General features: G+C 64.7%; 10 protein-coding genes and 1 pseudogene. 7 read left to right on the top strand and 4 right to left on the bottom strand.

Annotation, left to right across the window (positions count from 1 at the left end; translation table 11 throughout):
• Positions 1–5: 5 nt before the first annotated feature.
• From H9L15_RS03995 to H9L15_RS03985, 3 genes are all read right to left on the bottom strand, one after another.
• The gene (locus tag H9L15_RS03995; RefSeq protein WP_187715239.1) at positions 6–668 is read right to left on the bottom strand and encodes a c-type cytochrome; all 663 of its coding nucleotides are present in this window, start codon (positions 666–668) and stop codon (positions 6–8) included.
• 75 nt (positions 669–743) lie between these two features.
• Positions 744–1,589: an NAD(+) diphosphatase gene (gene nudC / locus H9L15_RS03990; protein ID WP_223276488.1), complete on the bottom strand. Its 846-nt coding sequence runs from the start codon at positions 1,587–1,589 to the stop codon at positions 744–746.
• A complete protein-coding gene (locus tag H9L15_RS03985; protein WP_262984908.1) occupies positions 1,579–2,463 on the bottom strand; it encodes an A/G-specific adenine glycosylase in 885 nt (294 codons plus the stop codon). Before H9L15_RS03985 ends, nudC begins: the two co-directional genes overlap by 11 nt.
• A 225-nt stretch (positions 2,464–2,688) precedes the next feature.
• Between H9L15_RS03985 and H9L15_RS03980 the strand changes: the two genes are divergently transcribed.
• The 7 genes and pseudogenes from H9L15_RS03980 (at position 2,689) to H9L15_RS03945 (ending at position 11,153) form a co-directional block, all read left to right on the top strand.
• Positions 2,689–3,075: a DUF721 domain-containing protein gene (locus H9L15_RS03980; protein WP_317617581.1), complete on the top strand. Its 387-nt coding sequence runs from the start codon at positions 2,689–2,691 to the stop codon at positions 3,073–3,075.
• A gap of 93 nt (positions 3,076–3,168) precedes the next feature.
• On the top strand, positions 3,169–3,924 hold the full coding sequence (locus H9L15_RS03975) for a thioredoxin domain-containing protein (RefSeq protein WP_187715237.1): 756 nt from the start codon (positions 3,169–3,171) through the stop codon (positions 3,922–3,924).
• A gap of 27 nt (positions 3,925–3,951) precedes the next feature.
• Positions 3,952–7,365: pseudogene (locus H9L15_RS20145) on the top strand (chromosome segregation SMC family protein).
• A gap of 4 nt (positions 7,366–7,369) precedes the next feature.
• Positions 7,370–8,062, top strand: a complete 693-nt coding sequence (locus tag H9L15_RS03960; protein ID WP_187715236.1) for a DJ-1/PfpI family protein — start codon at positions 7,370–7,372, stop codon at positions 8,060–8,062.
• A gap of 116 nt (positions 8,063–8,178) precedes the next feature.
• A complete protein-coding gene (locus H9L15_RS03955) occupies positions 8,179–9,126 on the top strand; it encodes a TonB-dependent receptor (protein ID WP_187715235.1) in 948 nt (315 codons plus the stop codon).
• Positions 9,123–10,454 (top strand): TonB-dependent receptor, encoded by a 1,332-nt coding sequence (locus H9L15_RS03950; protein ID WP_187715234.1) that lies wholly within the window; start codon positions 9,123–9,125, stop codon positions 10,452–10,454. Before H9L15_RS03955 ends, H9L15_RS03950 begins: the two co-directional genes overlap by 4 nt.
• Before the next feature lie 9 nt (positions 10,455–10,463).
• Complete coding sequence (locus H9L15_RS03945; RefSeq protein ID WP_187715233.1) at positions 10,464–11,153, top strand: Fe2+-dependent dioxygenase; 690 nt, start codon at positions 10,464–10,466, stop codon at positions 11,151–11,153.
• Here H9L15_RS03945 and H9L15_RS03940 read toward each other — a convergent pair.
• Complete coding sequence (locus H9L15_RS03940) at positions 11,150–13,159, bottom strand: AAA family ATPase (protein ID WP_187715232.1); 2,010 nt, start codon at positions 13,157–13,159, stop codon at positions 11,150–11,152. The genes H9L15_RS03945 and H9L15_RS03940 overlap by 4 nt on opposite strands.
• Between the last annotated feature and the right edge of the window lie 245 nt (positions 13,160–13,404).

Here is a 13,404-nt window from a genome sequence, read left to right as displayed (position 1 = left end):
CTGGTTCACCGCTTCGCCACCGCCCGGCTTCTTCGCGTCGGCTGGAACGTCTTTGGCAACCTGCGGACCGTCGTTGGTCCCGGTTCCTGCCGCATTGTCGGCGGCCGCCTTGTCCCGGCTGCTGGTGCAGCCGCCTCGGCGGGAGCTGCGGGAAGCGGAAGCGGCGCATCGCTGTGCGCGTTCAGGAACGCAATGACGTTGGCGCGATCCTGCGGATTGCTGAGGCCGGCGAAGGTCATCTTGGTGCCGGGAGCGAACTTCTTCGGGCTCGTGAGCCACGCGTTCATATTGTCCCAGTTCCAGGTGCCGCCAACGCCTGACAGTGCAGGCGAGAAGGGGAAGCCCTTGCCCTTGCCGACCGGCTCACCGAGCACATCCCACAAGTTCGGGCCGAGCGCGTTGGCGCCACCCTGGTCCGCGTTGTGGCAGGCGGTGCACTTCTTGAAGACCTGCTCACCCGCTGCCGGATCGGCGCTGGCGAGATAGAACGCGATCGGCTTCTCCGCCTCTGCGGCGCCGGCACCTTCCTCAACCACGCCTTCGATCGGGAAGCCCATGTGTTCGGGCCGTTCGCTGTGGAACGATTCACCGGCAACGATCGATGCTCCAAGAGCGACAATGCCAGCGAAAAGGGTCCAGCCGGCGATGGTGTTGAAACGGTCGTCCATGGGTCTCCGAACGGCGGTTGCCGAGGCTAAGCGAATGGAATTTGCGCCGCTCTTTACGAACGACTCAGCGGCACATCAAGCGGCGAGCCAGCGTTCGAGCAAGGTGCGCGCAATCGCGAACCGTGGCGGCGCCTGGAACGTGGCACCGGGCGCCCCCGCGAGCGCGGCCTCGACCTCTACCCGCGTGAACCAGCGAGCGTCGTCGAGCTCGGTGGTGTCGATGGTGAGTTCCGCGTCCAGCGCCTCGGCGTGACAGCCGAGCATCAGCGACGAGGGGAACGGCCAGGGCTGGCTCGCAACATAAGAGACGTTCCGGACCCTGATCCCTGCTTCTTCATGAAGCTCCCGGGCGACCGCGGCTTCGATCGATTCGCCAGGCTCGAGGAAGCCGGCGAGCGCGGAGTAGCGGCCGGCGGGATATTGTGGCTGGCGACCGAGCAGCAGGCGGCCGTCGTGCTCAGCCAGCATGATGACGACGGGGTCCACGCGGGGAAAGTGCTGGGCCGAGCATTCCGGGCAGCGGCGGGACCAGCCTGCCCGCTCGATTTCGGTGGGGGAGCCGCAGTTGGCGCAGAAGCGGTGGCGATTGTGCCACCAGGCCAGGCTTAGCGCGGCGGCAAACAGCGGCGCTTCGTCGTCGGCCAATAGGCCGATGGTGTCGAACGCTGCCCGGGCGTTGGTGTGCGGCTGCTCGGTCGCGGAAAAGCGCGGCTGGCCGTCCTGCATGCCGAGGAAGAGATCGGTTGATTGCGCTGACTGCCACTCGAGACGGCCGTCATCGCCAACCGCCGGTAGGCCGTCGCGCCAGATAAGCTGGAGCCCATCCTCGCGCGTGACGAATTCGGCGAAGCGGACCTCATCGGCGCGAGCCGGGTCGACGCGATCGATTCCAGGCCCTGAGAAGAAGGGTTCAGGCGGCAAGCGCGCTCCGGGACTGGAAAACAGATTCCACCGCGCGCCGGTACAAGGTCGGCAGGCCGGCGTCGACCAGATCGTCGATCTTCTGCCACCAGCCATCACCAGTGGCAGATTTGTGCGCGACGACCGCCAGTTCGAGGCGGAAGTGAGTGAAATCATGGGTAATGTGGCCGAGCGCTGACCGAGACTTCGGCTGCTCCTCAGTCCAGTCCGAACCCGGGAGAGCCGCCATTCCGCCGAGCATGCCCTTACGTGGCCTTCGAACAAGCCAGATTGCGCCGTTGCGCTCGATCCAATGGGCAATGCCATAGCGCACCGGTCGGGCCGCTCTTTGCTTGCGGGCCGGGAAGCGCTCGGGCTCGCCCGAAGCGGCGGCAACGCAGTCCTCGGCAAGCGGGCAGGCACCACAAACAGGACTCTTCGGTCGGCAAATCGTCGCGCCGAGGTCCATCATCGACTGCGCAAAATCCCCCGGACGATCGGCTGGAGTCATGGACGCGACGATCTCGCGGATCGTGTCGCGGGACTGCTCGATGGTACTTTCGAGGCCGGCAAAGCGGATGATGACCCTGGCGACGTTGGTGTCGACCACCGCTATCGGCTCGCCGAAAGCGATCGCGGCGATGGCGGCCGCGGTATACTCGCCGATTCCCGGAAGCTTGCGCAGCCCGGCAGCGGTGTCCGGGAAGTCGCCCAGCGCAGCGACTTCACGAGCGCAGGCGATGAGATTGCGGGCGCGAGCGTAATAGCCGAGCCCCGCCCATTCCGAGAGTACATCCTCGTCTCTCGCTGCGGCCAGCGCCTCGATCGTCGGCCATTTCTGGAGGAAGCGCTCGAAGCGCGGTGTGACGGCGGCAACTGTCGTCTGCTGAAGCATGACCTCGCTCAGCCAAACCCGGTAAGGTTCGGGCGCCGGCTCGCCGGGCATTGCGCGCCACGGAAGGCGGCGCGCGTTATCCACATAATGTTGGAGCAAACGGTTGGCGGGCACCTTTTGCCTATGGCATGACGAGAGACGATGGCGAAGCCCAAGTCACCGACTGTAAAGCCAAATGCGGAAGACGCGCCGCGCAGCGGCCGTGCCCGCGCGGCCGGAGAGCTGGTGGGTGAGATCGGCGGCGTCGCGTTCCGCCGCTTCGGCTTCGTTCAGGGCGCGATCGTCAGCCGCTGGAGCGAGATCGTCGGGGAGCGCTATGCCAGGGTGTCTTCTCCTGAGTCGATCCGTTTCCCGATGGGCAAGAAGTCCGGCGGCGTCCTGACTTTGCTCGTCGAGGGCGCCCATTCACCTCTGCTTCAGCATCTGGCGCCACTGATCATCGAACGCGTGAACCGCTTCTTTGGATATGGGCCATCGACAGGGTCGTCTTTCGGCAGGGGAAGCCATCGGCACCCCGGCCGAAGCCGGCGCGCCCGGAGCTGCGCCCGTTCCCAAGGAATTGGGCGAAGGACTTCGGCAAATCGCCGATCCGGAGCTTCGCGCGTGCCTTGAATCGCTTGCCGGAAAGATTTCCGGTACGAGCGGCGCGCCGACGGTCGAAGCGCCCGCCGACAACCCCATTCCCGTCACCTTTCGGAGTGAACGATGAAATCTGCCTACGTCCTGCTCGCCGCTGCGGCGATCCTCGCAAGCGCGGCTTGCAATGCAGATAACGGAGCCAACGCCAGCGGCAGCTCAAGCAGCAGCAATGCGCCGATCAAGGCGATCAAGGCGCCCAACGGCGATTGGTCGAAGCTGGTGAGCCGAACCGCTGAAGGCGGCTATGTGATGGGCAACCCGAACGCCGATGTGAAGTTGATCGAGTTCGGCTCGTTGACTTGTCCGCACTGCGCCGAGTTCGACGAGAAGGGCGCCGACAAGCTCGTCAATGACTTCGTGAAGACCGGACGCGTGAGCTGGGAATTCCGGAACTTCGTCCGCGATCCGTTCGATCTGACCGCCTCGTTGCTGGCGCGCTGCGCTGGCCCCGACCGTTTCTTCCCGCTGGTTCGTGAACTCTATGCCGACCAGAAGAACTGGACCAGCAAGATCCAGGACATTCCGCCGGAGAAGTTCCAGGCGATTCAGGCGATGGGGCCGGACAAGCAGTTCCTGGAGATCGCCAAACTGTCGCAACTTCAGCAGTGGGCGGCGCAACGCGGCCTGCCTTCGGGCAAGAGCAACGCCTGCCTGACGGACCAGAATGAGATCAACCTGCTGGTGCAGATGAATGGCGACACGACCACGCAGTTCCCGGAATTCACGGGAACGCCGTCGTTCGTGATCAACGGCACGATGCTCAAGGAAACTGCGACCTGGGAAAAGCTCGAGCCGCAGCTTCGCGACGCGCTCGGCAGCTAGCTGTGGCCTAAGGGTGGGGGAGACGATTTGCGCATCCGCCGGCTGAAACTCAGCGGGTTCAAGAGCTTCGTCGAACCGTCGGAGCTCCGGATCGAGCCCGGCCTGACCGGGGTGGTCGGGCCGAACGGATGCGGCAAATCGAACCTCCTCGAGGCCATACGCTGGGTGATGGGCGAAGGCAGTCCAAAGTCGCTTCGCGGCGGCGGCATGGACGACGTCATTTTCGCCGGCACGGCGACGCGCCCGCCGCGCGACTTCGCGGAGGTATCCATTCTCCTGGAGCGTCAGCCGGGCGATGAGGGGCCCACCGGCGAGAGCGAGGTTGTTCGCCGGATCGAGCGTGGCTCGGGTTCGGCATATCGGATCGACGGTCGCGACGTTCGTGCCAAGGACGTATCTTTGCTGTTCGCTGACGCCGCCACGGGTGCTCACTCGCCGGCGCTGGTCAGCCAGGGCAAGGTGGGATCGATCATTTCCGCCAAGCCGACGGAGCGCCGCCTGCTGCTTGAGGAGGCAGCCGGGATCTCAGGGCTTCATGCGCGGCGGAAGGATGCGGAGCAAAAGCTTCGGGCGACGGAAACCAACCTCAGCCGGCTGGCCGAACTTCTGTCCGATCAGGAGCAGCGCGCAGCGCAGCTGAGGCGCCAGGCGCGTGCCGCCGAGCGTTACCGGCAACTCTCCGACAAGATCCGGGCTGCCGAGGCACGTCTGGTCCACGCCCGTTGGGTCGAAGCCGACCTCGCAGCGACTGCGGCGCTCAAGGAAGCCAAAGACGCCGAGGGCAAGTGGCATCCTTGCAGGGCGCAATGGCAAACGCCCAGCAGGCACAGGACCAAGCAGCCGCATCGCTGAATCAGCGTCGTCATGAATTGTCCGAGGCTCGCGAGCGGGCGACCGCGCTGGCGCATGAACTCGCCACGACCCGCGCGCGGCGGGATACGGTTGTCCGCAGGCTGGCGGAGCTTGACCGGTTGGATGCGTCGCTTGCGTCGGATGTCGAGCGCGAAGAAGCGCTTCGGCACGATGCCGAGGCCCGGATCGCGGAGCTGGATTCCGAGCGGGCGGCGATCGAGCACCGCCTGTCGGATGATGAAGCCCAGTCGGCCCGCATCGGGCGCGAGCTTGCGGACTTGGAGACCAAATCGCGCGAAGCAGAGGCTGCGCTTGCAGACCTCCTGACCCGTCAGGCGGCGATGCGCGCGGAGCGCCGTGTCGCCGAAGCCGCTCTCGAAGCGGCCCGGGCGCAGGTCGAACGCACGGATCAGGAACGACAGCGGCTCACGGCTCAGCTCCAAGCCTTGGGCACGGGCTCCGCGGAAGATGCGGCCCGCGCCGAAGCCTTGAAGCGTGCTGAGGCCGGAAAGTCTGCGCAGGCAAAGGCAGAAAAGGATCTTGAAGCAGCGGAGCACGAACGGGCTTCCGCTGCTGAGCGCCGCGATGCGGCGGAAAGCTCGCTGGCGGCCGCGCGCGCCGCTTTGTCGGCTGCGAGGGCTGAGGCGCAGGCCCTTGAGCGTGCTCTCCAGCATGGCGGCGGTTCGGCCATCGAGAGCCTGTCCGCTGACGCCGGGTACGAGCGCGCTTTGGCGGCGGCCCTGGGTGAAGACGCGGACGCCTCGATCGGCGGCGAGGGTCTTCGCCGTTGGACGGGCAGCGATGCGCAGACCGGCGACCCCGCTCTTCCCTCGGGAGTCGAACCACTCATCGACCACGTCAGGGCTCCGTCGCAATTGCTGCGCCGACTGAAGCAAATCGGCGTGAGCGATCAGGACCGGGGCCAGGTTCTCGCCGTCGGCCAGAGACTGGTGACTCGCGATGGCGTCCTGCGGCGTTGGGACGGTTTCGTTTCAACCGGATCTGGCGCAGCGGCGGCGGAGCGGTTGATCCGGGGAACCGTCTCGCCGACCTGCAAAAGCAGCTTCCGGATCTTGAGCAGGCGGCCGATGCCGCCGCTGCAGCCCGCGACCAGGCGGCCCGGGACGTGGAACGCTGGAGATTTGAAGGGATGAGCAGCGCAAGGCTGCGTCAACCGCGGAGCGAGACGTTCGCGACGCCGAGCGGGCGGCGGATGCCGCTGCCGCTGCGATCGACCGGCTCAATGCCCAGCGCGAGGCCGTCGGCCAGCGTGTCGAGGATCTGAAGCCGGTTGCAGAAGCTTCGGCCGAGGCTCTGAGGGCCGCCGAAGGCGTTATCGCGGGATTGGCCGATCCGGCGGTGCTGGAAGCGGATGTGGAGGCCGTCCGTTCGCATGCGTCCTCGGCGGGCTCCGCGGTCGCCGACAAACGCGCCGAGGCCGCCACCCGAGCGCGCGAGACGGCTGCGGCTCGCGAACGGCACGGGACGGCCGGACGGGAGCAGGAGGAATGGCGCAGGCGGCATGCGGACGCCAACCGGCGCCTGGCTTCGGCAGTCGAGCGCCAAGGCCAACAGGCCGCCGAACGCGAGCAACTGAGTGCGGAGCCGGTGCGCCTCGACGATGCAATCGTCGAGCTCGAAGCGCGCTCACGCGACTGCGAGCGCGGCACCTCGGCTGCGGCTGAAGCCGAGCGGGCCGCGGAGGGCGAGGTCGCCAAGGCGGCGGCGGCCTTCGCGACGGCAAACGAATCGCTATCGTCGGCTCGGGAACGGCGAGCAGCCGCTTCTGCGCGCGCGGAAGCGCAGGAAGCGCGGCGCACTGAATATGGCCGCGTCTGCTTTGAGCGGTTCGAATGCATTCCTCAGCGGCTTCCCGAGAAACTGGGGTTCGATGAGACCGAGGCCGTCGATGCTGACGTACAGTCTGCCCTGCTCGAACGGCTGACGGCGGAGCGGGAGCGGATCGGCCCAGTGAATCTGGTTGCCGAACAGGAACTCGCCGAGCTCGACGAGGCTCGCATCAAGGGCGCCGAGGAAGCCGAGGAACTCACCCAGGCGATCCACCGCCTGCGCGGCTCGATCGGCAATCTCAACCGCGAGGGGCGCGTGCGGTTGCTGGACGCCTATCGCCAGGTCGACGCCCACTTCCGAAGCCTGTTCACGTCGCTGTTCGATGGCGGGCAGGCGCACCTCGAGCTGGTCGAAAGCGACGATCCGCTGGAGGCGGGCCTCGAAATCATGGCCCAGCCGCCGGGCAAGCGCCTCTCGACCCTGACCTTGTTGTCGGGTGGCGAGCAGGCGTTGACGGCGGTTGCTTTGATCTTCGCCTTGTTCCTGACCAATCCCGCGCCGATCTGCGTCCTCGACGAGGTCGACGCGCCGCTCGACGACGCCAATGTCGAACGTTTCTGCGATCTGCTCGACCGCATGACCCGGGAGACCGACACGCGTTACCTGATCGTCACGCACAATGCGGTGACGATGAGCCGGATGCATCGTCTCTACGGCGTGACCATGATCGAAAAGGGCATCAGCCGGCTGGTCTCGGTCGACCTTGGTGGCGCGGAGACGCTTCTCGCTGCAGAATAGGGAGATGAGCCCGATCCGCGTCGTATTCCTCGTCTACCCCAACGTCACCCAGCTGGATCTGACCGGGCCCGCGCAAGTCCTGTCCCGCTTGCCCAACGCGCAGGTCGACCTGGTCTGGAAGTCGGTGGACCCGGTGCCGACCGATAGCGGCTTTTCGCTGCTGCCGACCGCGACGTTGGACGAAGTGGAGACAGCCGACATCCTTTGCGTTCCCGGCGGCTTCGGATGCGTTGATGTCATGCACGATGACGAGGCGCTCGCATGGGTCCGGCGCGTGGGAGGCTCGGCGCAGTGGGTGACGAGCGTCTGCACAGGTTCGCTCATCCTGGGAGCGGCCGGCCTCCTCAAAGGGTATCGCGCGACCTCGCACTGGGCATGGAGCGGCTATCTGACCCTGTTCGATGCGGAGCCGGTCGCAGAGCGGGTCGTGTTCGACCGCAACCGTGTAACCGGGGGAGGCGTCACGGCCGGCATCGATTTCGCGCTTGCGCTGACTGCTCGGATCGCAGGCGAGGAATACGCCCGTAGCGTTCAGTTGGGTATCGAATACGACCCTCATCCGCCCTTCGATTCCGGCACGCCGGACAAGGCCGGCGCGACACTCGTGGCCAAGGTTTACGAGCGGTCTAACCGCATGGCTCCCGACCGGGAAAAGCAAATTGAGACCGCCGCCATTCGTCTGACGCAAAGGAGCTGATCGTCCAGCCTCGATCAAAAACAACGCCAAACCAGATATGCTATTGCGAATGACTATCAATAACGATAGTCCGCCTCTATTCGTTCTGTCGAAGCAACAAATAGGGGTAAGTTCCAGTGTCGCGATATTCGAGCAGCCCCGGGATCCGTTCCTACAGGAAGGCTGCTTCGGCGCTTGTCGGCTCCACGCTCTTGCTGGGTTCCGGCGCTCATGCCTCCGAAGTCGCGCAGGCCGGGCAGACCGGGGTTAGCGCGGAATCAGATGCTGCGAACGCGGTGCTTGCCAATACGGTCGGCGCTTCAGCCGCCGCTGACTCCGCCGAAGCGCCGTCTGACGCAATTGTGGTCACTGCGGACAAGTACCGGATCAACACGCTCAACAGCCGTCTGCCGGACGTTCGCGACGCACCGCAGTCGATCAGCATCATTCCGCGCGAGATCATCGAGCAGCAAGCCGCAACGACTCTCAACGATGTCCTTCGCAACGTCTCGGGCATCAGCATGGCTGCGGGCGAGGGCGGTGGCGGACCCGCAGGCGACAACCTGACCCTGCGGGGTTTTGGTGCCCGGAACGACATCTTCGTCGACGGCATCCGCGACTTTGCCAGCTATACGCGGGACACTTTCAACGTGGAGCAGGTCGAGGTCGTAAAGGGCCCGGCTTCGGCCCAGACGGGTCGTGGCTCGACTGGCGGCTATATCAACATGTTCTCGAAGCAGCCGAAGCTCGACACGTTCGTGAATGGAACGGTCGGCCTTGGACTACCCGGTTATGTCCGCGGCACTGCGGATTTGAACGTCGGCGGAGAATCGCTCGGAGTCGGCAGCGGCGCCGCGCTCCGTCTCAACCTCATGTATCACGACGCTGACGTGCCCGGGCGCGATCATGTCAAAACGAAGCGGTGGGGAATCGCGCCGTCGATTGCCCTCGGCCTGGGAACCTCGACCCGCGCGATTCTGTCCTATGTTCGGATCGAGGGTGACAACCAACCCGACTATGGCATCCCGTTCGTTCCCAACACGAACGTCGCGCTTCCTGAGTATCACGACAAGCCGGCCCCGTGAGTTACGACAATTATTACGGGCTGACCAAGCGCGACTACGAGGAGACAACTTCCAACATCGCGACGTTCGCGCTGGAACACGATGTGTCGTCTCAAGTCCGCATCGCGAACACGACCCGCTACGGTTACGCGACGCGAGACTCAATTTACTCGGCTCCCCGCTTCGCAACCCTGCCGAACTCGACGGCGACCGGGCTCCTCGTGAACCCGCAAACGCAGGGTCGCGACACCGTCGACAAGATCCTTCTCAATCAATCGAATCTCTTCGCGAGATTCGAAACCGGAAGCATCCGACATGATGCGATCGCCGGTTTCGAAATTTCGACCGAGAAGAGCCGCAACCAACTTCGCCTTGTTACGGACGGGACATCGACCGATCTGTTCGATCCCGATCCTGATCGGCCATGGAATGGGACGATAACGGATCGACCGGGCGAAATCGTTCACGCCAAGGCCAACACTGTCGCGGCTTACCTTTTCGATACTGCTTACCTCAGCGAGCAGGTCCTCATTACTGGCGGACTTCGCTGGGAGCATAACAAGAGCGACTTCGACCCGGCACCTTCGCAGCTTTCGGCGACGGTGGGTCCAATCCAGCGGTCGGACTCTTATCTGACTTGGCGGGCGGGCATCACCTACAAGCCGGTCCGATCGCTCAGCCTTTACGCGGGCGCGGGAACCTCGGTGAATCCGTCGATCGAAAACCTCACGCAGACGACGCCGACCGAAGCGCAGGGCGCTCTGAGACCCGAGCATAGCCGAACCTTCGAAATTGGCGTGAAGTGGGATGGCTTCCGCGGGAAGCTGTTGCTGACCTCCGCCATCTTCCGCACCGAAAAGACCAATGCACGCACACCGGGCCTCCCAGGTGAGCCCGCCTTGGTTCTCGACGGCGAGCAACGCGTGGACGGATTCGAGTTCGGCGCGACCGGACGCATTACCGAGCGGTGGCAAGTCGTCGCGAGCTATACTTATCTGCACAGCGAAGTGATCGAGTCCAACACCGTGACGGATATCGGCAACCGCCTTGGCAACGTGCCCAAGAACAGCGGTTCGCTGTGGACGCTGTACACGCTTCCGCAGGGCGTCGAGATCGGCGGCGGAGTCCGCTACGTTGGCCCGCGTTACACCAACACGACCAAGACGCGGCGGGTGGATGGCTACTGGGTGGCGGATGCGACGCTTGGCTACGACATCAATCCGAAGACGACGCTCAGGGTGAATGTCTTCAACATGTTTGACGAGCGCTACGCCGACGCGCTTGGAGGAGGCCATTTCGTTCCGGGTGCCGGCCGCAGCGCGGTCGCCACTTTGGCGTTCGGGATGTAAGCGGAAGCCATGCTTGTCGCCGTCCCAGCCGCTCTTTCAGCCAACGAGCTGGCCGAGGTCCGCCGCTTAATCCTTAATGGCGACTGGGAAGACGGCCGATCGACGGCCGGCCAGCAGTCGGAGCTTGCCAAGCGCAACCTCCAGCTGCCGGCCTCCGACGAGAATGCGCGGGCAGCGGCGGAAATCGTCCTGGCGGCGCTTGCAAACAACGGCCTGTTTATGTCGGCGGCGCTTCCGCAGCGCGTCTTCCCGCCCTTGTTCAACCGCTACGACGCTAGCGACGGGCATGGCTTCGACAACCATGTCGACAATGCGATCCGTTTCCTCCCCGATCGTTCAGGGAGGATCAGGACCGACCTTTCGGCGACGCTCTTCCTGTCCGATCCCGACAGTTACGACGGCGGCGAATTAATCATCGAAGACACGTACGGCGAGCATGCCGTGAAGCTGCCAGCGGGCGACCTCGTGCTCTATCCGTCGACGTCGCTGCATCGCGTGGCGCCGGTCACCCGCGGCTCGCGGGTCGCGTCCTTCTTCTGGGTCCAGTCCATGATCCGCGACGACGGCCAGCGCGCGCTGCTCCTCGAAATGGACGCCGCAATCCGCACGCTTGCGGCCAACGTCGGCGACCACGATCCGTCGATCGTCTCGCTGACCGGCAGCTATCACAACCTGCTTCGCCGCTGGGCCGACTGCTAGAAGCCGATACGGCCGGTTGGACCCGGCTTGGCCTCGGCTTCGCGACGAAGGAGTTCGACGATCTCCTTTGCCGTGCAGTCCGTACGGTAGCGGAGCTGGCGCTTCACCACCGCGAAATCGCCGGGTGTCAGCCCAACGATCTCACGCAGTTCCGGCCGTGACTGGCCTCCGAAGAAACGTTCGAAGGCCTTGTCCAGCTTACCCTCCGACAAAGGCCGGAGCTCGACCTTGAAGAGGAATCGCCGGAACACCGCGGGATCGAGGCGGCGGGCGAAGTTGGTTGCCGCAATGAAGGGCAGCGGGTGGCTGTCCATCCACGTCAGCAGCTCATTCACCTGCGTGATCTCCCACGACATGCGAGCATCGCTCCGGTCGAGAAGCAGGGAATCGGCTTCGTCGAACAGGAGCACGGCTCCTTCCTCGCGAGCATCGGCGAAGGCCTCTGCAATATTCTCCTCGGTCCCGCCGACCCACTTGGAAAGAAGGTCCGACGCACGCTTCACCGCCAGCGGCCGGTCAAGCCGGCGCGCGACATCTGCGGCGAGGGCTGTCTTTCCCGTCCCCGGCGGGCCGCTCAACAGAAGCGAGAAGTCCGCCGGAGCATCGCCGCGGGTCAGCCGCTCGACCACGTCGGCGATGCAGATGTCCGCATCGTAGAGCGAAAGATCGAGCTCACCGCTCCAGCGAGCGGGAGCCAGCCGGCGTCCGCCGCGAAGCCCTTGCAGAAGCGATCCCTCGACGGCAGCCGCGTCCCTTGCTCCTCCACCCGCTAGTGCCGCAGTGCGAAGCGCGATCGGCGCTACGCTGGCGCTGTCAGGCTGGCTCAGCAGGAAAGGCTTGAGGCCCTCAACCGTTTCCGCGGCACCTGCAGAGGCTGCCGACCGGGTCGCAATGCGTTCGCGCGCCGCAGCGGACGGGTAGCCCATGCGGAGCACGTAGTTCATGCGCCGGAGATGCGCGCGATCGATGCCTTCGAGCGAATTCGACGTCCAGATCACCGGAACCTTCATCTGCTCCAGCAGACGGTTCACGAAGATCTTCGACCCTGCGCGGCGCTCACCGCTTGCGGCCGTGGAAGACTCGGAAAACAAGTCTTCCATCTCGTCGAACAGGATCAGGCTGTCGCTGCGCCGATGAAGCAGTCGCGCCGCCCGGTTCAGCGAACAAAGGCGTTCCCACCGGCTAGGCTCCTCGCCACGGTCGTCCATTTCACCAACCGCGAACAAGCGTGCTCCAATTTCGCTGGCGAGGGTGCGGGCGAACTCCGTCTTTCCGGTCCCCGGCGGTCCGTGAATGAGGATGTTCACACCCTGCGCACGGTTCCGTAGCGCGCCGGTCAGAAGACGCGCCAGCAAGTCGAAGTCGCGATCGAGGTGAGCGAAGTCATCCCGAGCAAGCGATGCCGGCTGAGGCGTTCCAGCCAGGGCCGCGACGATCTGATCTTCGCTATCGAATGCCTGATCGATGACGTCGGCGAAGCGCCACTCCAGCTCGAGCGAAGCGGGGCTAGAATATTGCTGCTTCACGCAGATCAACCCGAGCTCAATTGCCTTGGCGCGGCGGACCAATGCCTCCGATGACGCAGCCGGCGCTCCGGCCAGTTGTCCGATAAGCGCAGCCATCTCGCCTCCGGCCCAGCGGAGGCGGGATGCTAGGGCCACCAATCGTGGCAAACGTTCGAACGCAGCCGTCAGGAACACCAACTCGTGATCGAACGGCTTGAGATCGAGCAGATTGAGCGCCGTGCTCACCGTGTCGAACACGTCCGGAAACGGTGCGGACACGTCGAGGCTATCCGCCAGCCGTGCCAGCGAATCCCAGTCGATCGTTTCACCATCCTTGGCCGACTCTGTGTCGGTCGCGGGCACAGCCCAGACGGTTTTTGGCCAGAGCCAGTCGCGCTGTTCGGCTGCCCATTCGAGCAGCGCACCCGCGACCGGGCTCGACTTTCCATATGTATCGCGCAGCAAGGTAAGCACGCGCTGCGCCAGAAGCTTCTCGCCCATGACAAATCCATAGCGGTAGCCGCACGCGATCAAGGGCGTGTGGCACCGTGGTTGCTGTTTCAGGATCTTGGTTTGCCGGCCGGTGGCCGGCCGAGCGCTAGCGCTTGGGCGACAACCGGACGGGTGCAAAACAAGACCGCATTAGGTTTTTGCGATCGTTCAATTCATTTGCTCCGTGGTTCTTCAGGACAGGTCCCGAAGGGTCGGCGCGATTAGTCGCGGCCGTAATGAAAGTCAAATCTCCC

The organism is Sphingomonas daechungensis (assembly GCF_014489495.1).
GTDB lineage: Bacteria > Pseudomonadota > Alphaproteobacteria > Sphingomonadales > Sphingomonadaceae > Sphingomicrobium > Sphingomicrobium daechungense.
This window is presented reverse-complemented; position numbering and strand designations above follow the sequence as displayed.

Coding starts and splice junctions, on each gene's coding strand:
- H9L15_RS03975 (WP_187715237.1), top strand. CDS start 3,169: ATGAAATCTGCCTACGTCCTGCTCGCCGCTGCGGCGATCCTCGCAAGC.
- H9L15_RS03960 (WP_187715236.1), top strand. CDS start 7,370: ATGAGCCCGATCCGCGTCGTATTCCTCGTCTACCCCAACGTCACCCAG.
- H9L15_RS03985 (WP_262984908.1), bottom strand. CDS start 2,463: ATGCTTCAGCAGACGACAGTTGCCGCCGTCACACCGCGCTTCGAGCGC.
- H9L15_RS03940 (WP_187715232.1), bottom strand. CDS start 13,159: ATGGGCGAGAAGCTTCTGGCGCAGCGCGTGCTTACCTTGCTGCGCGAT.
- H9L15_RS03995 (WP_187715239.1), bottom strand. CDS start 668: ATGGACGACCGTTTCAACACCATCGCCGGCTGGACCCTTTTCGCTGGC.
- H9L15_RS03945 (WP_187715233.1), top strand. CDS start 10,464: ATGCTTGTCGCCGTCCCAGCCGCTCTTTCAGCCAACGAGCTGGCCGAG.